At 62.9% G+C, this 18927-nt stretch carries 21 protein-coding genes and 1 pseudogene; 13 read left to right on the top strand and 9 right to left on the bottom strand.

The window, feature by feature from the left end; translation table 11 throughout:
- Window positions 1-150 precede the first annotated feature (150 nt).
- On the top strand, window positions 151-756 hold the full coding sequence (locus tag CAPSK01_RS05190; RefSeq protein WP_273703137.1) for a DUF4337 domain-containing protein: 606 nt from the start codon (window positions 151-153) through the stop codon (window positions 754-756).
- Window positions 757-794: 38 nt separating this feature from the next.
- On the opposite strand, the gene CAPSK01_RS05185 is transcribed toward CAPSK01_RS05190, so the two are convergent.
- The gene (locus CAPSK01_RS05185; protein WP_273703136.1) at window positions 795-1127 is read right to left on the bottom strand and encodes a hypothetical protein; all 333 of its coding nucleotides are present in this window, start codon (window positions 1125-1127) and stop codon (window positions 795-797) included.
- Here CAPSK01_RS05185 and CAPSK01_RS05180 point away from each other — a divergent pair.
- On the top strand, window positions 1121-1582 hold the full coding sequence (locus CAPSK01_RS05180; RefSeq protein WP_034923375.1) for a hypothetical protein: 462 nt from the start codon (window positions 1121-1123) through the stop codon (window positions 1580-1582). The two genes, CAPSK01_RS05185 and CAPSK01_RS05180, sit on opposite strands and share 7 nt — an antisense overlap.
- A gap of 255 nt (window positions 1583-1837) precedes the next feature.
- Here CAPSK01_RS05180 and CAPSK01_RS05175 read toward each other — a convergent pair whose 3' ends face one another.
- Entirely contained in the window at window positions 1838-2074 is a 237-nt protein-coding gene (locus tag CAPSK01_RS05175) for a thioredoxin family protein (protein ID WP_034923374.1), read from the bottom strand.
- Between the two features lie 120 nt (window positions 2075-2194).
- On the opposite strand from CAPSK01_RS05175, the gene CAPSK01_RS22000 reads away from it, so the two are divergent.
- Window positions 2195-2548: a helix-turn-helix domain-containing protein gene (locus CAPSK01_RS22000; RefSeq protein WP_273703135.1), complete on the top strand. Its 354-nt coding sequence runs from the start codon at window positions 2195-2197 to the stop codon at window positions 2546-2548.
- Between the two features lie 64 nt (window positions 2549-2612).
- On the opposite strand, the gene CAPSK01_RS21995 is transcribed toward CAPSK01_RS22000, so the two are convergent.
- Window positions 2613-4256 carry a calcium-binding protein gene (locus CAPSK01_RS21995; RefSeq protein ID WP_273703134.1) on the bottom strand — a complete coding sequence of 548 codons (1644 nt, stop codon included), beginning with the start codon at window positions 4254-4256 and terminating at the stop codon, window positions 2613-2615.
- 474 nt (window positions 4257-4730) lie between these two features.
- Here CAPSK01_RS21995 and CAPSK01_RS21990 point away from each other — a divergent pair, with 474 nt between their 5' ends.
- Window positions 4731-5030, top strand: a complete 300-nt coding sequence (locus CAPSK01_RS21990; RefSeq protein WP_273703133.1) for a DUF2502 domain-containing protein — start codon at window positions 4731-4733, stop codon at window positions 5028-5030.
- Between the two features lie 102 nt (window positions 5031-5132).
- Here CAPSK01_RS21990 and CAPSK01_RS05155 read toward each other — a convergent pair whose 3' ends face one another.
- Entirely contained in the window at window positions 5133-5687 is a 555-nt protein-coding gene (locus tag CAPSK01_RS05155) for a lipid-binding SYLF domain-containing protein (RefSeq protein ID WP_034923371.1), read from the bottom strand.
- A 193-nt stretch (window positions 5688-5880) separates the two neighbouring features.
- On the opposite strand from CAPSK01_RS05155, the gene CAPSK01_RS21985 reads away from it, so the two are divergent.
- From CAPSK01_RS21985 to CAPSK01_RS05130, 3 genes are read left to right on the top strand one after another with little or no spacing between them, the layout of a single operon-like run.
- Window positions 5881-6570, top strand: a complete 690-nt coding sequence (locus tag CAPSK01_RS21985) for a class I SAM-dependent methyltransferase (protein WP_273703132.1) — start codon at window positions 5881-5883, stop codon at window positions 6568-6570.
- A gap of 18 nt (window positions 6571-6588) precedes the next feature.
- On the top strand, window positions 6589-8259 hold the full coding sequence (locus CAPSK01_RS05145; RefSeq protein WP_034923368.1) for a carbamoyltransferase C-terminal domain-containing protein: 1671 nt from the start codon (window positions 6589-6591) through the stop codon (window positions 8257-8259).
- On the top strand, window positions 8259-11081 hold the full coding sequence (locus tag CAPSK01_RS05130; protein WP_273703131.1) for a TIR domain-containing protein: 2823 nt from the start codon (window positions 8259-8261) through the stop codon (window positions 11079-11081). Before CAPSK01_RS05145 ends, CAPSK01_RS05130 begins: the two co-directional genes overlap by 1 nt.
- 13 nt (window positions 11082-11094) lie before the next feature.
- Here CAPSK01_RS05130 and CAPSK01_RS05125 read toward each other — a convergent pair whose 3' ends face one another.
- From CAPSK01_RS05125 to CAPSK01_RS05115, 3 genes are all read right to left on the bottom strand, one after another.
- A complete protein-coding gene (locus CAPSK01_RS05125) occupies window positions 11095-11394 on the bottom strand; it encodes a hypothetical protein (RefSeq protein ID WP_273703130.1) in 300 nt (99 codons plus the stop codon).
- Window positions 11395-11463: 69 nt separating this feature from the next.
- Entirely contained in the window at window positions 11464-12336 is an 873-nt protein-coding gene (locus CAPSK01_RS05120) for a peptidoglycan DD-metalloendopeptidase family protein (protein ID WP_034923359.1), read from the bottom strand.
- Window positions 12337-12349: 13 nt separating this feature from the next.
- Window positions 12350-13213, bottom strand: coding sequence for a neutral zinc metallopeptidase (locus tag CAPSK01_RS05115; RefSeq protein ID WP_034923357.1), 864 nt, complete (start codon window positions 13211-13213; stop codon window positions 12350-12352).
- An 87-nt stretch (window positions 13214-13300) separates the two neighbouring features.
- Here CAPSK01_RS05115 and CAPSK01_RS05110 point away from each other — a divergent pair, with 87 nt between their 5' ends.
- Window positions 13301-13501, top strand: a complete 201-nt coding sequence (locus tag CAPSK01_RS05110) for a hypothetical protein (RefSeq protein ID WP_034923355.1) — start codon at window positions 13301-13303, stop codon at window positions 13499-13501.
- A gap of 79 nt (window positions 13502-13580) precedes the next feature.
- Entirely contained in the window at window positions 13581-14771 is a 1191-nt protein-coding gene (locus CAPSK01_RS05105) for a class I SAM-dependent rRNA methyltransferase (protein ID WP_034923353.1), read from the top strand.
- A 10-nt stretch (window positions 14772-14781) separates the two neighbouring features.
- On the opposite strand, the gene msrA is transcribed toward CAPSK01_RS05105, so the two are convergent.
- Together msrA and msrB are read right to left on the bottom strand one after the other, a co-directional pair.
- A complete protein-coding gene (msrA, locus tag CAPSK01_RS05100) occupies window positions 14782-15393 on the bottom strand; it encodes a peptide-methionine (S)-S-oxide reductase MsrA (RefSeq protein ID WP_034923351.1) in 612 nt (203 codons plus the stop codon).
- Window positions 15390-15902, bottom strand: coding sequence for a peptide-methionine (R)-S-oxide reductase MsrB (gene msrB / locus CAPSK01_RS05095; protein WP_034923349.1), 513 nt, complete (start codon window positions 15900-15902; stop codon window positions 15390-15392). Before msrB ends, msrA begins: the two co-directional genes overlap by 4 nt.
- Window positions 15903-16204: 302 nt before the next feature.
- Here msrB and CAPSK01_RS05090 point away from each other — a divergent pair, with 302 nt between their 5' ends.
- From CAPSK01_RS05090 to CAPSK01_RS05075, 4 genes and pseudogenes are all read left to right on the top strand, one after another.
- Window positions 16205-16660, top strand: a complete 456-nt coding sequence (locus CAPSK01_RS05090) for a transcriptional repressor (RefSeq protein WP_273703129.1) — start codon at window positions 16205-16207, stop codon at window positions 16658-16660.
- 19 nt (window positions 16661-16679) lie between these two features.
- Entirely contained in the window at window positions 16680-17261 is a 582-nt protein-coding gene (locus tag CAPSK01_RS05085) for a DOMON-like domain-containing protein (RefSeq protein ID WP_034923345.1), read from the top strand.
- Window positions 17262-17272: 11 nt separating this feature from the next.
- On the top strand, window positions 17273-18484 hold the full coding sequence (locus CAPSK01_RS05080; protein ID WP_034923343.1) for a DUF1343 domain-containing protein: 1212 nt from the start codon (window positions 17273-17275) through the stop codon (window positions 18482-18484).
- A gap of 208 nt (window positions 18485-18692) precedes the next feature.
- Window positions 18693-18927: pseudogene (locus tag CAPSK01_RS05075) on the top strand (PEP-CTERM sorting domain-containing protein); the annotation flags it as partial.

The following is an 18927-nucleotide window of genomic DNA, read 5'->3' as shown; positions in this document are numbered from 1 at the left end:
GGTTGCCGCCCTCGGCAACCTGTCGGCGCCGGCGTGACAGCAGTCGGAGTGGGAATGATTCCGGCAACGAACCCGGCGCGTGGACGACGGCGGTCGGTGCTGTCTGGTGTGTGCTGGGTGTCTTTTTATTCTTGAGAGGAGAGGGCTGAAATGGCTGAGATCAAGGACGCGATTGACGAGGTGCTGGACAAGACCGGGGAGACTTCCGACCGGCTCAATAACGTCATTGCTTTGCTGGTGGTGGTGCTGGCGACGGTGATGGCGTTGTTCAACGTCAAGGGTGGGAATATTGTTCAGGCGATGGCACAGGCGCAGGCGAGAAGCGTAAATGCCTGGGCTTTTTTCCAGGCCAAAAGTACCAAGCTGATTCTCTCCGAAACCATGCTCGAACAGCTCACCCTGGAGCGCGAGCGAGACGGTTCGTTGACGCAGGAGGGTGCTGCCCTGCTCGACAAGAAGATTGCGTTCTATCGCGAGGCGGTGAATCGTTACGAAAAAGAGAAGGAAGAAATCAAGAAGCAGGCAGAAGGCTACGAACAGGAATATGACCGCTTGAACTATCACGACGACCAGTTCGACATTGCCGAAGCCGGGATCACCGTCGCGTTGGCGGTACTCGGTATCGCTGCGTTGACGCGCCGGAAATGGCTGGTCTGGTTCGCGCTGGTGTTCGCAGGTGTGGGCGTGGCATCGGGGACAGCGGGTTTTGTCGGCGGGAGCTTCCATCTCGATTTCCTGGCCAGGCTGCTGGGCTGAGACCGGAGACCGCGATGAAAAATGGCCAGCCTTGTTGGTCAGCAATTCTCCGGCATCGACCTGTGCACCCTCTGCACACCGGCCACCAGACTGGATTCGAGCAGCACGCATTGGTTGGCAGTCGCTTCTCGGCAGGCAGCCTGCACTGCCTCATATGAGGAGCCGATCTTGTTCTCGGGCACATCGAGATGCAGCGAATGCTCATAGGCGATATTTGGACTCTGGGCTGCTCGCTTTTTTCCTGGGAAAATTGGCCTCATCGAACCGCCGGATACGTGACCCGTTCGTCCGGTGGTGTGGGAGAGGGAGGCCGCAAGGTTGGCCGTCTTGAACGGGGAATGTTTGCTGCTTGAGGAGAGGGCAGATGCCAAGAACGATACTTGCTGGCCTCGCGGGTGGAATGACAATGAATGTCACCATGGTGCTCACGTTTCGCCTGCTTGGCTTCGGTTGGAATGGCGGTGGCATCCTTCTCTCTTCTCCTATCCAGAGCCCGAAGCTCATCGCCGTTTGGACTCAGCTAGAGCCTTTGCCTCTCGTCGTTGCGAATCCGGCGCCGATCATCATCGGCATGGTGCTCTTCGGCATTGGACACGCCTTCATTTATCGCTCAGTGTCTGTCGCTTGGCCAGCGGGTATTTTCCAGAGGGCACTGCGTTTTGCTGGTTTGCTGTTCTTCATGACCTTCCTGTTCTGGGAATTCTTTACCCCATTCAACCAACTCGGTGAGCCGTTGCCGCTCGTCGCTCTTGAGCTACTTTTCTGGGCAACCATTGCTTTCGCGGAGGCATTTGTCATTGCATCTGTAATCGAGCGCAAACAGTGAGCGGCGCGTGAGCCGGATGCCCAATAAACGTTAGCCGCCTTCTTCGCCAAGCGCTGCCGGATAAGTTCTCCGATTGATGCGGGTATATGATTCATGACCCAGCAACAGATCCACGTGGTTCATCTGCCGCGGATACGTCAGCGCTTGGACCCGGCGCTGTCGGCGCGACAGATGAACGCTATTCGTTCGGTAACAAAAAAGGGGGTCTGCCGTGAGGCAAACACCCTGGGTGCTACAAGCAGTGTGATGGAGCGGCTATTTCAAGGCCTCGATGCCCGCACCGAAATTGATATGGAATACTGCCCCATCCATCACCAGGGCAGGCACGGACTTGACACCGACCGCCTCTGCTTCTTGCAGGCGTGATTTGTCGATGCCGAGGTGGACGACCTCAACGTCGTATTTCACCGGGTCAAGTGCATTGGCTACGTTCTGTTCGGCGGCAACGCATACGGGGCAGCCAGCGTGGTAGAAAATGGCTTTGGTCTTCATGATTGGTCTCCTGGGTTCGTTAGTTCGTTAGTGCCACTGGCACACGTACATAGTAGGAACAACACCAGTCTCTGCATAGAAGGCACTTTTTGGTGCCCCGGTAACATTTTGGTGTAACTTATGGAAAACAGAGGGGAAAAAATGCTACCGTCAGCCAGGTCAGCCTATTCGCAACTCGAAGATGTGATTGGTTGCAAGTGGTCAGTTTCGGTTTTGCGAGCCGTCGCTGTCGGCGTTTCACGTCCGGGCGCATTGGAGCGTCACGTACAAGGAATTTCAACCAAAGTTCTGTCCGAGCGGCTACGCAAACTGACCACGTATGGTTTGCTAGCCAAGCATGTTTATGCGGAAGTGCCGCCCAGAACAGAGTATTCGTTAACCCGGAATGGGCAGAAGCTGGTCAGCATCATTGATCAGATCAATCTCTTGGATGACGAAATCAAGAGCGCCGAACAAGGGAAAGTGGACCCCTGAGGCAAAACAAATTTCCACCGTGTTTAAGCTGCCCCTTGCCTTTGCCTTCAAACAGCGTTTTCGCTTAGACAAACGCGATGCCGGATTCCTGTAGCCCCACCAGATCAATCTTGACCGCGTTCTGCGGGGTATTGGCAGCAATCACACCCAGACCGGCTGGTGTGAGCGTACCGCTGTCGAGCAGGCCAGTGAAGAAGGCCAGGTCGTCTGGTGGAGGGGCATTCCCGATCACATTGGTGTAGAGCAGGTTCACCACCGCCTGATGGCTGGCGCTGGCGCCGAGGCGGACATCCAGTGCCAGTTGCATCAGGTCTTGATAGGACATGCCGCCATCGAGCAGGCCCAGTCCGATGCCGACATAGGCGAGGTTGTGGACCGAGTCCGCGCCGAACACGGCCCCGAGCACCTTGGCTGTACTGCCGGCGTTGCCGTCGATGTCCAATGCGACTTTCCGATCGGCGAATTGCAGGCGCTCGACGCTGACCAGAGCGTCTTCTCCGGTGCTGTCGGGCTTCTCGATCGAATACGTGCCGCCGGCCGACCGCTGCAGCGTATAGGTACTGCGCGCCAGCGCGAAGACCAGCGTGTCGACGCCATTGCCGCCGTCCAGCGTGTCGTTGCCATGGGTGCTGATCAAGGTGTCGTTGCCGTCGGACCCGTCCAGGCGATTATCGCCGGAGCTGCCGGTCAGGGTGTCGCCAAAAACGCTGCCGGTCACGTCTTCGATATTGCGCAGAGTGTCCTTGCCCAGCCCGCCGGTGGCCTGACCGGTCGTCAGGTTGACATTGACGGCAAACGCTGCGCTGTAATAGGCGACGATGTCGACCCCGCCGAGTCCGTCGATGGTGTCGTCACCGCCGTTGCCCTCCAGGTGGTCGCGGCCTGCGCCACCGGTGATGGTATCGTTGCCGTCGCCCCCCAGGAACCCGACGGACGCATCATTGCCAATGAAGGTGTCATTGAAGCTGGAGCCGAAGACCAGTTCGACACCCGCGATGCTATCCGATCCGGCACCGCCGTTTGCCGTACCGGTCGTCAGGTTGATCACCACTCCAGCGGTGGCGGTGCTGAAATACAGGTAGTCATAGCCGTCACCACCGTCAATGGCATCGTTGCCGCTGCCACTGTGGAGGACATCATCACCGGTGCCGCCCAGCAAGCTGTCATTGCCGCCACCGCTGCTGAGGGTGTCGTTGCCGGCCAGTCCGTCGATCCGCTCGTTGCTGGCCGTGCCGGTAAGCACATCGTTGTTGCTGCTGCCGTTGATCTCCAGCGGGTTGAGCACGGGCACGCTCACCGAGGTGCCGAAAAAATTCGTGGGCGTGGCGCTGACCTGATCGCCGCTGCGCGCCAGGCTGTGAACACCGTCGACGGGCAGCGCAGGGTAGGCGACCGTATCCGCCCCGCCAAAGTTCAGGCTACCGCCGCTGGTAAACAGGAAACCAGCCGGCACAATGAAATCGGGAGCGACCAGACCAAGGTCTGCAAATGCCTGCGTGGCGACCAGCACCGACTTGTTGGCCGTGCGGCTGCTGGGCAGGTCACTGGGGAAGGTGAAGGTATGGGTCACCCCCTCACGGGATGAACTGATCGCTACACCGGCCCAATGCGATTCGCCGTTGAAGTTGCCAACCGTCAGCTCGATGAACTGAATGGTGCCGTTGGGGTTGGAGTATAACTCGTTGATCCGGAATAGGTGAAAGCTCATGACGGGGCACTCCTTCCAGGAGAATAGACAAGATGATCAGGCGGAACTCAGCCGAGCAGTCTCACACTGTAACGCCGATGCAGCACCGCGCCAATCGGCACAGCCATCGATATTGCCAGCTTAGCACTAATCAACCGTTGGACTAAACCGCTGGCGCGGCGGTGGGGAGCCCCACCGCCGCGTTGCGGTTTCTGAGAAGGCATAGTTTTTCAAACTGATGGTCGTCGATGTGATCTTCATCATCGGGAATGTTCCCGATGATGACCGACGCGGTGTGCTACGGGGGCCTCGCCGAGCGGACGAGGGAATTGTATTTGTCGCGTTGTTTTTGTAGTTTCTAAGATATCTTCGGACAAGCTAAAAACTTGACCCGAGTAAGCGTCTTGGCGTACAACTCTTTCAACTTGCGTCGCTGCGCTCCGACTGCCCAGTTACGCCCGTAAATACCGAAACTTCACCGAAAGGCTCTCAACCATGACAAAACTTCTGCTAGGTGCTTTGATTGCAGCCTCTCCATGGCTTGCCCATGCAGGCGATATTAACGTCAATCTCGGCAACGTGCGCGTCCAGGCGCCGAGCATCACCGTAACCTTCGGCACCCGCGACAATCGTGGCTATTACTGGGATGGTTACGAGTACCGCAACCCCCAATACTGGAAAGATCACCATGGCCCACGTGGCGAGAAGTACTACACTGGGCGCGGCAATAATGGCGTTCCACACAAAGATGGAGGACATTGCCCGCCGGGCCAGGCTAAGAAGGGCAATTGCTAAAAGCCATGCGCCGTATGGGCTGAATGCCGGCCTTCATCATTCGGCCCATCCTCACAGAGACGGTGACAAACCCTAACATCGCCGCTCTCTGGCGGCAGGCGCTCACTGGTTGAGTTTGCTGATCTTGTTGCCCTGTAGGCCGATCCCCGCCATCAGCCCCTTCTGGCCGAAAATGAAGGCATAGATGTCGTCCTGCATGGTGGTGGTGGTATGGGATTGGCCCGTACCCTGATCAATGACCACGATGCTCGGACCGATACCGACTTCGAAGCCTTCGTTGGCATCAAGCGCTTGCAGTGCCTTCTCATTCATGAAGAACATCGCATAGCCGTACTTTTGTGCGCCCGCCTGCAGCCCGTACGACGCGCCGGCAGTACTGTAATGCCCCACGGCCTTGCCGTCACGCCACAGAACGCCCTCACCGTACTGTCCGCCAACAACCAGCCCGGCCTTGGTGATGCTGGGAAACACCAGTACGGCGGAGGCCTTGGCGTTGAGAGTCCTGGCCGCAGGCACCTTGGCCAGCAGCCTGTCGAGCGCTGCTTTCGATTTGTGGTCGAGTTCGGTGGTGCTGTCTGCGACAGCGGGCGCTACAATGAACGCAGACAGGAGCATGGCCAGAACCATGAAGATCGAACGTGCAGGATGGGCGTACATGGTGCTTCCTTTGAGAATCGACGATGAAGTTCCCATTCTGCCACCTCGACAGAATCCATTCCACTAATATCAGGAATTCAGAAATTCAGGAGTTCGGCGTGTGCGGCGCTATTCGCTTCATCCGAATCGATCCTGCGCAGATGCGCGTGCTCCTCACCGAACCGTTCCTGTTGCAACTCGAGTCACTTTGCCGATGTTAGAAGACTACCGTTACTGGAAGGATCTGGACTACACCCCGGCAAGCCGCGATGTCGTGCCCGCTTCTTTGGCCGGGCGAGTCCATGCCGGGCAACGGGCGCTGGACGTCGGCTGTCATCACGGCGCGGCGAGCTTCTTCATGGCGTCGATCGGTTTGCGGGTACTGGGTATCGATATCAATCCGCGGGCCGTCGAAGTGGCTCGGCGGCAAAGACCGGTGAACACCGCCGGGCGTTGGCCCGAGTTCGTCGTTGCCGACTTTCTGGTCGATCGCTTCGCCGAGCCGACGAGCTTCGACGTCGTCGTCCTTAACCGCTTTCTGACCTGCCTGCCGGCGTGGCCGGATTGGCAAAGCGGCCTCGAACGGGCACAGAATCTCCTGGTCGACGGAGGGGTCATCTACGTCAATGATTTTCTCCTCATGCCGGCGTCTGATCACAATCGTGGCCGGTATGTGCAGGGCTACGCGAGCGGGGGTCGCTGGGGCAACTTCACGGTCGTCGATGCACAGGATCAGGCCAGCTTTGTTGCTCATCACCACAGCGCGCAGGAACTGCGGCGGATTGCGGCACCCTATCGGCTGGCCTGTCTGCGGCGCTACTCGACACGCTCACGGAATGGATACCCGAGCCGGATGTTCGAACTGATCGGCGTGCTGGAAGCACGTCCGCTCCGGATCGGCTGACCAGCGCTGGCCAGGGGGATGATCACCGCGAGCCGCACCATTCTTGGCCTCTATCATGGGTACAACGCCAATGCGTGCGTTCTCATCGACGGGCAGCCGGTCGTGGTCGTCGAGAAGGAACGGCACTCGCGAGTCAGACATGCCTATGGTCCGTCTCCCGAGTGCGTGCAGGACAGTCTGCACCGGGCCGGCCTGAGCATTGCCGACGTGGATTGCGTCGCTTTCTGCGGGGCATCCGACATCGATACCGACTATGGCTATGATGTCCCCGTTTCCGCCGATGCGCGGACACGGTTCCCCGCCACACTCGGGACACGACTGCTGTCGTCCGAGTGTTTCCGGGAAACCTCGCTCCGCGTTCTCGACCGGGTGCTGCCCGCGGTGATCGTCGAACACCATGTCGCACACGGCGCCTGCGCGTTCTATACCTCGGGTTTCCAGGAGAGTCTGGTGCTGGCCTTCGACGGGCTCGGCGATTTCGGTCGCTCCTGTCTGATCATGCGCGGCAAACGCACGCAGCTCGACTGCCTCGAGTCGGTCCCTCTGCGCATCGGGCTGGCGTTCAGGAAGGCGGGGACGCACCTGTATCGACTGCACGGCGGCAAAGGTTTCGATGCCGCCGGCAAGCTGATGGCACTCGCCGCTTTCGGCGAGCCGCGCTATCTCGCTGCCGCCCGCCTGTTCCTCGACCACGTCGATCGATCGACGGGTGGTCGCGATTGGCTCCTCCCCGAAATCGGCAACCTTCGCCCAGGTGCGTTGAGCGATCTCGACAGCCACATGGCGCGGGATTTCGCTGCCTCGCTGCAGGCCGTTGCCAGCGCGGAGACGCTCGCACTCCTTCGGCGCCACGTGCGTCCGGGCGATCATCTCTGTCTGGCCGGAGGGTGCGCGTTGAATGTGATCATCAACCGGGATCTCCTGCGCGAGTTGCCGCTGGCCGCGCTGTACGTTCCTCCCTGCCCACACGATGGCGGTCTTGGGCTGGGCGCCGGGCTCTACTTGCGCAGCCACATCGAAGGCCGGCCGAGCAATATCGACGGGCTGGACCCGTTTCTGGGCCTGACCGACCTCGATACAGTGCGTCGCAGCGAACTGCCGCTGCTGGCGAACGGCGGCCTCCCCGCTGTGACCATCGCCGACCTCGGGCGGGAACGTCAGGTCGAAGCAGCGGTGCGCTTGCTGGCGCAGGGTGAGGTCATTGGCTGGTGTCATGGTCGCCCGGAGCTGGGTCCGCGGGCCCTCGGCAACCGCAGCTTTCTGGCCGACCCCGCGCGCGACTGGATGTGTGATCACCTCAACAAACGCGTCAAGCACCGCGAGTCGTTCCGCCCTTATGGCCTGTCGCTGCGGGAAGAGAACCTGCCGCGCGTCTTTGACACGGCGGTACGCTCGCCCTACATGATGATCGCAGGAACCCTGAACGAGCGCTGGCGCAGTGCGCTTCCGGCCGTCGTACATGTCGACGGGACGACCCGTTTGCAGACGGTCTCGCGCCGCGACCATCCCCTGTTCTGGGAGCTCCTGGCGGCATTCGAGGCGGCGAGCGGTGTGCCGGGCCTGCTCAACACCTCGTACAACCTGCCTGGCGAACCCATTGCGGAAACCGTGGCCGATTGCCTGCGGGTATTCTGCGACACACCGATCAGGCACCTGTTTGTCGGCGGGCAGCAACTGAGCAAGTGCTGATGGCCGGCGAAAACACCCTTTTCATCAGTTATGCCCACCGGGACGAAATCTGGAAAGACGAACTGCTGGTTCAACTGCGCGCCCTCGGCCGTGCCGTTCCGCTCGACATCTGGGATGACCGCCGCATCAGGCAGGGCGAAGACTGGTATCGCGAAATCAGGAATGCAGTGGCGCGCGCGCGCTTCGCCGTCTGCCTGATCACCGGGCACTTCCTCGGATCTTCATTCTGCATGGATGAAGAAATCCCCGAGCTGCTGCGCCGACGTCAGGAGGAGGGCCTGGAGCTGTTGCCGATTCTGATCGAAGACTGTCCGTGGGAAGCGCATCTGTGGCTGAAGCCGTTGCAAATGCTGCCGCGCGACGGCAAGACGGTCAAGGTGGACTTTCGGGACAAGCACGAGACCGTATTCAGCGCCGTTGCGAAGCGGATATACGAGGCGCTTCAGGGGCCGGCAGCGGCGCCGCCGGCGGGCACGCCCGGATTTCCGGCCAGGCCGGCCGCCGCCGCCGCGCCAAACGACACGCAGCGCCTGCCGCCGGCAACCTCGCACCTGCTCGGCCGTCACCATGAACTGCAGGTTCTCATGGACGCGCTGAACGACCCCGACGGTGGCGTCGTCGTTCTCCACGGTTGGGGTGGTGTCGGAAAAACGGGTCTGGTGCGCGCCTGGGTTGACGCCCTGCCACAGCATTCCGGAGCAAGCACCAGGCCGGTATTTGCGTGGTCCTTCGGCAATCAATCGGCCACCGACCGCGAGACCTCGGCGGACAGCTTTGCGATTGCCGCATTGCGTTTCCTGGGCGATGGTTCACCGCTGCAGGGGCTGCCCTGGGAAAAAGGCGAGCGCCTGGCGGGGCTCGTTGCCGGCCGGCGCGGAATCCTCCTCCTTGACGGTCTCGAACCCCTGCAATGCCGGGACGGGACACTGCGTGATCCGATCATCCTGAGCCTGCTGCGCCAACTCGCATGTCGGTGCGGCGGGCTGTGTGTCGTGACCAGTCGCCTGGCGCTGGCCGACTTTGCCGAAGAGGGTGACCGATCGGGGGTAAGGCACCAGAATGTGGAGGAGATTTCGCCCGCGGTCGGCCGTGCGCTGCTCCGCAGTCGGGGGGTCAAAGGCCACGACCAGGAGCTGGAAGCACTGGTCACGGCTTTCGGAGGTCAGGCCCTGGCGGTCGAGCTGCTGGCTTCCTGTCCTGACATCTGCGGCCAACCAGGCGCCCCTGCAAAGACAGGACCCGTCGTCGGTGCCCGGAGCGAACACGCACGGCGTGTACTCGCATTGCTTGCCGAACAGCTCGGCAACGGCGCCGAAGTCGGCTTGTTGCGCGTACTCGCCCTTTTCGACGGGCCCGTCGGCATGGACGAACTCGATGCCATGCTCGGGCCACCGGTGTTGCCCGGTGCGACCGAGTTCCTGCAAGGTGCGCCGACGACGTTCCTGTTTCGGCAGATCCAGAAACTGCGCTCCCAACGGCTGATCACGGTCAGTGATCACGACCCGCTCACGCTGGACATGCACCCCATCGTTCGTGAGTACTTCGCCGACGATTGGTCGCGTGCCGATCGGCCGGCTTTTCTCGCCGGACACCGGCGCCTCTACGAATACCATCGTGCCCGTGTGCCGGCCGAACCGGCGAGTGCCGACCAGTTCGAACGGCTCTTCCTGGCCGTCGGCCAAGGACTTCAGGGCGGTCTGTACGAGGAGGCCTACGAACTGTACCGTCAGGCGGTCGCTCATCGGGGTGCCTCCCTCCTGCCCTCGGAGCATGGCCTGATCGGACTGGAGCTGTCGGCTCTGGCGGGTTTTTTCGCGAAGCGATGGTCAAGCCTGGTGTGCGAGCTGCCGTGCGCCGCTCGAGTGGACATTCTCCGGCGCGTCTCGGAGTGCCTGCAGGCGATGGGACGCGTCGCCGAGGCCGAGGAACCGCTGTTGGCGTGTCTGGCTTTCGAGCAGGACGGAGCCGACGAGGACACGGCGGCGGAGACCGCTCACCGCCTGAGCACCGTTTACCTCGTCCTCGGCGATCTGCCACGGGCGAGGCACTACTCCAGGGTCAGCGTTGCCCATTTTGCAGGCCGGCGTCCGGATCGACGTATGGTGTATTCCCTGTGCCGACACGGAGACATTCTCCAGCTCATGGGCGAGAGGAGCGAAGCCGAAGCGACTCTGGAACGCGCGGAGGCGCTCAACGCGCAGATCGATCCGGACCATCCGGCGCTGCACGGCGTCGAGAGTTTCTGGATGTGTGACCTCCTCATCATGCAGGTTCAAGAGTCGCTCTTCGCGGCCGGTCATGACCGGCCGGACGTGGAGGGCTTGCTGGCGCGGCTGGATGAAGTCCGCCGGCGTGCCATGCTGGCCATCGCCAGGGATCTGGAAGACACCTTTCTTGTGGCTCTCCACCATATCTGCAGCGGGCGCGTCGCAATGCTCCAGGCATTGCTCGGCAGGCGCCACCGTCTGGCGGATGCCGGCGAAGCGCTCGATCGCGGCGTCAACGACCTGCGTCAGTCGGGGCAGCAACACTGGTTGCCGCGTGGGTTGCTGGCGCGCGCCGCGTTTCGCCGCGAGTCGGGGCGGCTCGCCGAGGCCGAAGCGGACATTCTCGAAGCGCGCAAAATTGCCGAGAAACGACGCATGACACCGATGCGGCTGCACATCGCCGATTGCCTGATCGAGCACGCTCGCGTTGCCCTGGCCAAGGGAGACCTGGCGGCCGCGGCTGACCGCTGTCGGGATGCGCGTCTCCTGGTGGACGCGATGCGCTATCACAGCCGGGACAGCGTCCTGGCCGCCGTCGAGGCGCAACTGTCGTGAGCCTGTCGTTGCTTCAACGGTCATGGCCTACAGGTTCCCGGCGTTTTGGCCGAGCCAGGTCTTCGCGCTCACTGGCGACCTTTCTGAGTACCTCCTTGACGGTGTCCGGCATCATCGCGTAGGTCATCAGACTGGAGCCGATGCACACCAGCCAGAAGAGCAGAAAGCCGGTCGAGTAGGTCGCGATCGCCGACCATTGCACCAGTTCGCCGAACAGGTATAACTGCTCCGGATCGATCATCGTGAAGAAGATCACCTCGGCGATGCCCGCGGCGATGAACGCCGGCCACATTATCCAGATCACGTGTTTCATGCTTTTCTCTCCATCAGCGCGCTTGCATGCAAGCGCCAATCGATTTCTCGGCGCGGCCAGGGCCTGGCGTCAGTGCATCCTGCCTGGACTGGCAACGAACAACTGCGGATCGACCATCGCCCCGTTGAGGATCACGCTCCAGTGCAGATGTGGGCCAGTGGCGCGACCGCTCATTCCGGACAGGCCGAGTCGTTGCCCCTTGCCGACCGTCTCCCCGGTCTGCACATCGATGCGCTCGAGGTGGCAGTACATGCTGATCAGGCCGTTGCCGTGGTCGACAAACACGGTCTGGCCGTTGAAGAAATAATCACCGGTGGCGAGCACGATGCCATGCGCGCTGGATCTGACGGTGCTGCCGCGCGGTGAGGCGATGTCGAAGCCGGCGTGCGGCGAACGCGCCTCGCCGTTGAAGAAGCGACGCACACCGAAACGGCCGGTGAGGCGACCCGCCGCGGGCAGGACGAAGTCGGTGTCGGTATCGTCGGCATTGCGCCAATGGCGCTTGATGGTCTGGATGGCGGCGATTTCACTCTCGACGCGGGCCAGATCGCTGACCGAGAGCTGCACCTTGCTGTTGTCCTTGAGCGTGATCCTTTGTGCCGGATAGTCCTGGTGATCGACTCTGAACTGCACGCTGCGCGATTTTCCCTGTGCAGTTGCCTGCTCCATTTCCTCCACCCGCAGCGCGTATGTCCCCGGCGGCGTGTCCAGCGCCAGGCCGACGACGCCGACCCATTGACCGGCGTCGGCCGCGACCAGCACCGGCTGTTCGCCGAGCCAGGCGCGTGGCGGTCTGGCGCCAGCCGCGATGGGCCCCAGCGAAACCACCGCCACGCCGCCGGGGACGCTGGCTGCTCTGGGCAAGGCAGCGTGCGTGAGCGAGGGCAGCAGCAGGGGAAGTAACCATCGCAGACACCGGGCGAGACGCTGGCCAAGCGGCATGGCTTTCACCCCGCTACAGCGACGCAGCGCTGAAAGTGTCGCACTGGCGGACGTCGCCGCTCTCCATGCCCCGCCTGAACCAGCGCACGCGTTGTTCGGAAGTGCCGTGGGTGAAGGATTCCGGAACGATCTGGCCCTGCGTCTGGCGTTGCAGGCGGTCGTCGCCAATCGCCGCCGCCGCAGTCAGCGCCTGCTCGGTCTCGCCCGGTTCGAGGATCTTCTGCATGCTGTCGGCGCGATGGCCCCAGACGCCGGCAAAGCAGTCGGCCTGCAGTTCGAGTCGCACCGACAGCGCATTGGCGGCAGAGCGGTTGCCGCTCTTTTGCTGTGCCGCGTGCACCTTGTCCGAAATGCCCAGCAGGTGCTGTACGTGATGACCGACTTCGTGTGCGATCACGTACGCCTGGGCGAACTCGCCGGGCGCGTGAAAGCGTTCCCTGAGGTCGCGGTAGAACGCCAGGTCGATGTAGACCTTCTGATCGGCCGGGCAATAAAAGGGACCCATGGCAGACTTGCCCGTGCCGCATGCGGTCGGTGTGGCGCCGGTGAACAGCACCAGTTTCGGTTCCTGGTAACGGCGACCGGCCTCACGAAAGACCGTCTGCCAGGTCGCTTCGGTGCTGCCGAGCACTTTGGCGACGAAGCTCGCCATTTCATCGTTGACCGGCGGCTTCGGTGCAGGGCGTGCTGCGGACGAAGTTTGGTGGCCGCTGTTTGAAACCAGTCCAAGGATCACCGTCGGGTCGATGCCGAAAAAATAGCCGGCGGCGATGGCAACCAGCAGCGTTCCGATGCCGACGCTGCCGGCCCCGACGCCGCCGCCCCCCCCTCGCCGGTCCTCGACGTTCTGACTCTCGCTCTGATCATCCAGACGCATGGCTTATTCCCGAGACACGCATTGCAATGCTGCCGATGTTAACAGAACCGGGGCAAGATGACAGCACCGAAAGACACTTAAAATATCATGGTTGTATTTCCCGACGGGAAAGCCTACAGTGGCCTCGCCAATGTCGGCAGCCACAAGGAGAAGCGTATGGGGAAACTAACCGCCGGCCTGTTGGCCGTGGCGCTGGCGCTATCAAGTGCACATGCTGTCGCCTGCTCGGCTGAAAAAGCCAAGGACGGGCAAACCGAAATGAGCACTCCTGCCAAACCCAAGACCTGACTTGTCGGTGTAAGCAACACGCGCGGCGCGTACCTCTGGTATCGCGCCGCGTTACGTTTCAGCGCGAGGAATACTCAGCATGGCTCAACTCGTTCTTCTGCCCGGCAAGGATCGCTCGCTCGCTCGCCGCCACCCCTGGATTTTCGCGGCCGCGGTCGAGAAGCTCAGCGGTCGCGCGCGACCGGGCGATACCGTCGATGTCGTCGCTGCCAATGGACGTCCTCTGGCAAAAGCGGCGTGGAGCCCCGAGTCGAAAATCCGCGCCCGCGTGTGGACCTTCGACCCCGACGAGATCGTCGACGATGCCTTCTTCAAACGCCATATCCAGGCCGCTGTCGAACGCCGTCAGCAGACACCGGAATTGCGCGGGCAGGACGGCCTGCGGCTGGTCCATGGCGAGTCCGATGGTCTGCCGGGCCTGATTGCCGACCGCTACGGCGACACCATCGTGCTGCAACTGACAGCCACCGGCCCCGAGAAATGGCGGCAGGCGATCATCCATGCGCTGCAGCGTGCGACTGGCTGCGCGCGCATCTACGAGCGTTCGGATTCGCATGTACGCCGTCTCGAAGGGTTGCTGCCGGTGACCGGCTGGGTGTCCGGTGCGGCGCCCGCAGAAAGACTCTGCATCGTCGAGAACGGCGTGCGCATGCAGGTCGATGTCGTTGCCGGCCACAAGACCGGTTTCTATCTCGACCAGCGTGACAACCGTCTGCTGACGCGCACCCTGGCCGCCGACCGCGCGACGCTCAATGGTTTCTGCTACACCGGTGGGTTTTCGCTGCAGGCGCTTGCCGGCGGCGCCCGCAGCGTCCTTTCGATCGACTCGTCGGGGCCGGCACTGGCGACGGCCATCGACAACCTGGCGCTCAACCCGCAGCTCGACGCGAACCGGGCCGAGTGGCGCGAGGCGGACGTGTTCACCGAATTGCGCGCGCTGAAGAACGCCGGGCAGCATTTCGACCTGATCATTCTCGACCCGCCCAAGTTCGCCCCTTCGGCTTCGCATGCCGAGCGCGCCGCACGCGCCTACCGGGACATCAATGCCTTTGCCTTCCGTCTGCTCAATCGCGGTGGCCTGCTGATGAGCTACTCGTGTTCGGGGGGCATCAGCAGCGAGCACTTTCAGCGCATCGTCGCCGATGCCGCCCTCGATGCCGGCCGTGGCGCGCGCATCCTGCGCCGTCTCGCCGCGCCGCCGGATCATCCGGTGGCGCTGCATTTCAGCGAAGGCGAATATCTCAAGGGCCTGCTCTGCCAGGTCGATTGAGGCAGGCGCGCTAGCTGCCCCCCCAGATCTGTTTGACGCGCGCGTCGCGGCCGCAACCCTGACGGTAATAGGCATAGCGGATCGGGTTTTTCCTGTAGTAGTCCTGGTGATACTCCTCGGCCGGGTAGAAGGGGGTGGCGGCGGCGATTTCGGTTTCGATGCGCGGCAGCTTGCCACTCGCCAGCAGGGCGTCACGGCTGCTTTCGGCGGCCTTGCGCTCGGCCTCGTTCTGCCAGTAGATGCCGCTGCGGTACTGCGTGCCGATGTCGCAGAACTGCCGGTTCTTGACGGTCGGATCGATGTGCCGCCAGAAATGGTCGAGGAGTTGTGGATAGCTGACCTTCTGTGGGTCATAGCTGACGCGGATGGCCTCGGTATGTCCGGTATTGCCTGCACTGACCTGTTCGTAGCTCGGGTTGACGGTCTGGCCAGCGGTATAGCCGGACTCGGCGCCGAGCACGCCCGGCAGTTTCTCGAAATCCGCCTCGATACACCAGAAGCAGCCGCCAGCAAAAATCGCCGTCCTGATCTCGGTTTTCTTGCCGGTCGGTGGGTCAGCAGCGCCGGCCCCGCCGCCCATCGCCAGCAGCCACAGCGCTGCCATGAGCAGGCGCGCGCTCATGTCCGCAACGCCGGCAGCGGTTCGGCGCGCGGCACGAACTGCAGGGCCACGCCGTTGTTGCAGTAGCGCTTGCCGGTGGGCTTCGGACCGTCGTTGAAAACGTGCCCCTGATGACCGCTGCAGCGGGTGCAGTGGTACTCGGTGCGCGGATAGATGAGTTTGAAGTCGGTCTTGGTGGCCACCGCTTCCGGCAGGGGTTGCCAGAAGCTGGGCCAGCCGGTACCGCTCTCGTATTTTGCCGAACTGTCGAAGAGCGGCAGGTAGCAGGCGGCACAGATGAAGGTGCCGTCGCGTTTCTCCTGGTTCAGTGGGCTCGTTCCAGGGCGTTCGGTATCTTCCTCGAAGAGCACGCGATAAGCGGGCAGCGGCAGCAGGGTGGCCCATTCGGCTTGCGATTTCCGCAGTTTGTTGCCGGCGGTCTCGCTGGCCCAGACCGGGCCGGGAGCGGCCACAGGCAGGATGAAGGCGGAGATGCCGCCCAGCCATTTCAGTGATTGACGACGATCCATGATGTTCTCCAGTAAAAACGGTTTGCGAATTCCCGCTGGCCAGGCTCAGTCGGGCATCAGTAACGTTCGGCCGAAATGCGCCGTGTCAGTTCCCCCAGGCCAGCGACCCGCCGGCGGACGCCTGACCTGGCGGAGCAGGGTAGGGCATCGAGGCTTTTCCTGGCGAAGGTTTGCTCTATGGTCGTTGGCCGGAGAAGAAACCTTACGCCCTTCTTCGCATCGCCAATCCTTGCCCTGGGGGTGACTCCCGACATTCGCAACGGTGTAGCCTCCATGGGCAGGCTGTGATTAAATTCGCAGCCATGATGCTTCCCCATGCCACCCCTGTCGAGACCGCGGCAGAAGCGGAAACCGCCGTCCTGCTGATTCGCCGCACGGGTGCGCGCGCCACCCCGGCGCGGGTACGGGTCCTGCAACTGCTGCGCGCTGCGCCGGCAGCGCTGACCCATCACCAGATCGAGCAGGCGCTCGGTGATCTGGCCATCGATCGGGTGACGCTCTATCGGGTGCTCGACTGGCTGGTCGAGAGCGGAATCGCGCACCGCACGACCGATGCCCAGCGGACGTTCCGCTATTCGCTCGCCGCCGGCGGTGAGCATGCCGCACATACCCATTTCCGCTGCGAAGACTGCGGGCGGGTGTTCTGCCTCGACGCTGCTCCGCCGGTGCCACCCAGCCTGCCGGAAGGCTTCTGCCTGTCGCGCATCGAACTCGATCTTTGTGGACGTTGTGCCGAGTGTACCGGCGAACGCCGATGAACCCTGTCGCATTCCTTCGATGTTTCCAGGCGAATTCACGCTGACCCTGCGTCGCCATCCGGCAACCCCTGCCCCGGTGGTGCGCATGATCGAAGTGCATGCGGCGCGTGCCGCCGATGGAGGCATTGCGCTGGCCTACTGCCTGCGCGGTGACCTGGCCCGCCTGCGGATTCCGGCGCCACGGCCCCCCGAAGCTGCCGATGGACTCTGGGAGCACACCTGTTTCGAGGCCTTCGTCGGTGTCCTGGGCGAGGCGGGCTACCACGAGTTCAACTTTTCGCCGTCGGGTCAATGGGCGGCGTATGCGTTTTCCGGCTACCGCCAGCGCGACGACAGTCGGACCCTGCTGGTACCGCCGCAGATCACCGCCAGACTGTTCGCCGGCCGGCTGGAACTCGAAGCCGTCATCGCCGCCGCCGTGCTGCCGCCGCGAGCCGCCACGGCAACGCTGCAGATCGGTCTGTCCGCCGTTGTCGAAGCCGACGACCTCATCGACGGCAGCCATAGCTACTGGGCCTTGCATCATCCGGCGGCCTTGCCCGATTTTCACCACCGCGACGGTTTTGCCCTCGAACTGGCGCCAGCGCACGAGTCAAGCTGAAGGAATCCAGAATGCCCGCCCTGCAGTTCGGACTCGATCGTCTGCTCACCGACCCGGCCTTGCGCCGGCCCCTGCGCGGCCGTCGTCTGGCCCTGCTGGCACATCCGGCGTCGGTCAGCGCCGATCTGAGGCATGCCCTCGACGCCCTGGCCGCCCTGCCCGATCTGCAGCTCACCGCAGCCTTCGGCCCGCAGCATGGCTTGCGCGGCGACAAGCAGGACAACATGGTCGAGTCGCCGGAGTTTCTCGACCCGCTGCACCACATTCCGGTATTCAGCCTGTACGGCGCCGTGCGGCGGCCGACGCCGGCGATGATGGCGACTTTCGACGTGCTGCTGGTCGACCTGCAGGACCTCGGCTGCCGCATCTACACCTTCATCACCACCTTGCGCTACGTGCTCGAAGCCGCGGCCGAACACGGCAAGGCGGTATGGATTCTCGATCGCCCGAATCCGGCGGGACGTCCGCTCGAGGGACTGCTGCTGCGTCCCGGCTGGGAGAGCTTCGTCGGCGCCGGGCCACTGCCGATGCGGCACGGTCTGACGATGGGCGAACTCGCCGGCTGGTTCATCAGCCGCCTCGCGCTCGACCTGGACTGGACGCTGATCCCCATGCAGGGCTGGCTCCCCGAGGCGGCACCCGGCTACGGCTGGCCGCTCGGCGAGCGCTGCTGGATCAACCCCAGCCCGAACGCCTCGAACCTGTCGATGGCGCGTTGTTATGCCGGCACGGTGATGCTCGAAGGCAGCACGCTCTCCGAAGGCCGTGGCACGACGCGTCCGCTGGAGCTTTTTGGCGCGCCAGACATCGACGCGCGCCAGTTGCTGCTGACCATGGAGGCGCTCGCAGGGCACTGGCTGCAGGGCTGCCGACTGCGCGAATGCTGGTTTGAACCGACTTTCCACAAACACGCCGGGCAGCTCTGCCACGGCGTGCAGATCCATGTCGACGATGGCTGCTACCAACCCGCCCGTTTCCGCCCTTGGCGCCTGCAGAGCCTGGCTTTCAAGGCGCTGCGGCAACTGCAGCCGGACTATCCACTGTGGCGCGATTTTGCCTACGAATACGAATTCGATCGCTTGGCCATCGACCTGATCAACGGTTCGCCCTTGCTGCGCGAGTGGGTCGATGACCCGACCGCGACGCCGGCCGACCTCGACGCTCTCTGCCGCAGCGACGAGGAGGCCTGGGCGCAGGCGCGTCAGGAATTCCTGCGATATTGAACCGGGTCGCTCGCCCACGGGGAGTACGACCGGCGTGCACGGTCGGCCAGGCGGTTCGGCGCAGATGATCTTTCACGGCGCGGTGATCTTTCGATGAGGATTCGGGGATGAGAGCTGCCTATCATCGGCCGGGCGAGTCCGCTGCGCGGGCTCGTTCCCCCCGGCCACATCCTACAGGAGAACCCTCATGTACCATACGCATTGCACCATGGCCCGCCTCAGCGTCGCTGCCGCCGCGCTCGCCCTCTGTACCACGGCCGGCGCGGCGCATCTCAACGTCGTCGTGAAGGTCGAAAACCTGGCGCCGACCAACAGCATCAGCTTCGCCCCGCTGCATTTCGGCTTCAACAATGGCCGCTTCGACGCTTTCGACAACGGCGCGGTGGCCACGGCGCCGATCATCTCGGTCGCCGAAGGCGGCAGCGGCTCGGCCTGGCAACCGG

Origin of the sequence: Candidatus Accumulibacter vicinus (genome assembly GCF_000584955.1) — a bacterium.
In the GTDB taxonomy this organism is placed as follows: domain Bacteria; phylum Pseudomonadota; class Gammaproteobacteria; order Burkholderiales; family Rhodocyclaceae; genus Accumulibacter; species Accumulibacter vicinus.
This window is presented reverse-complemented; position numbering and strand designations above follow the sequence as displayed.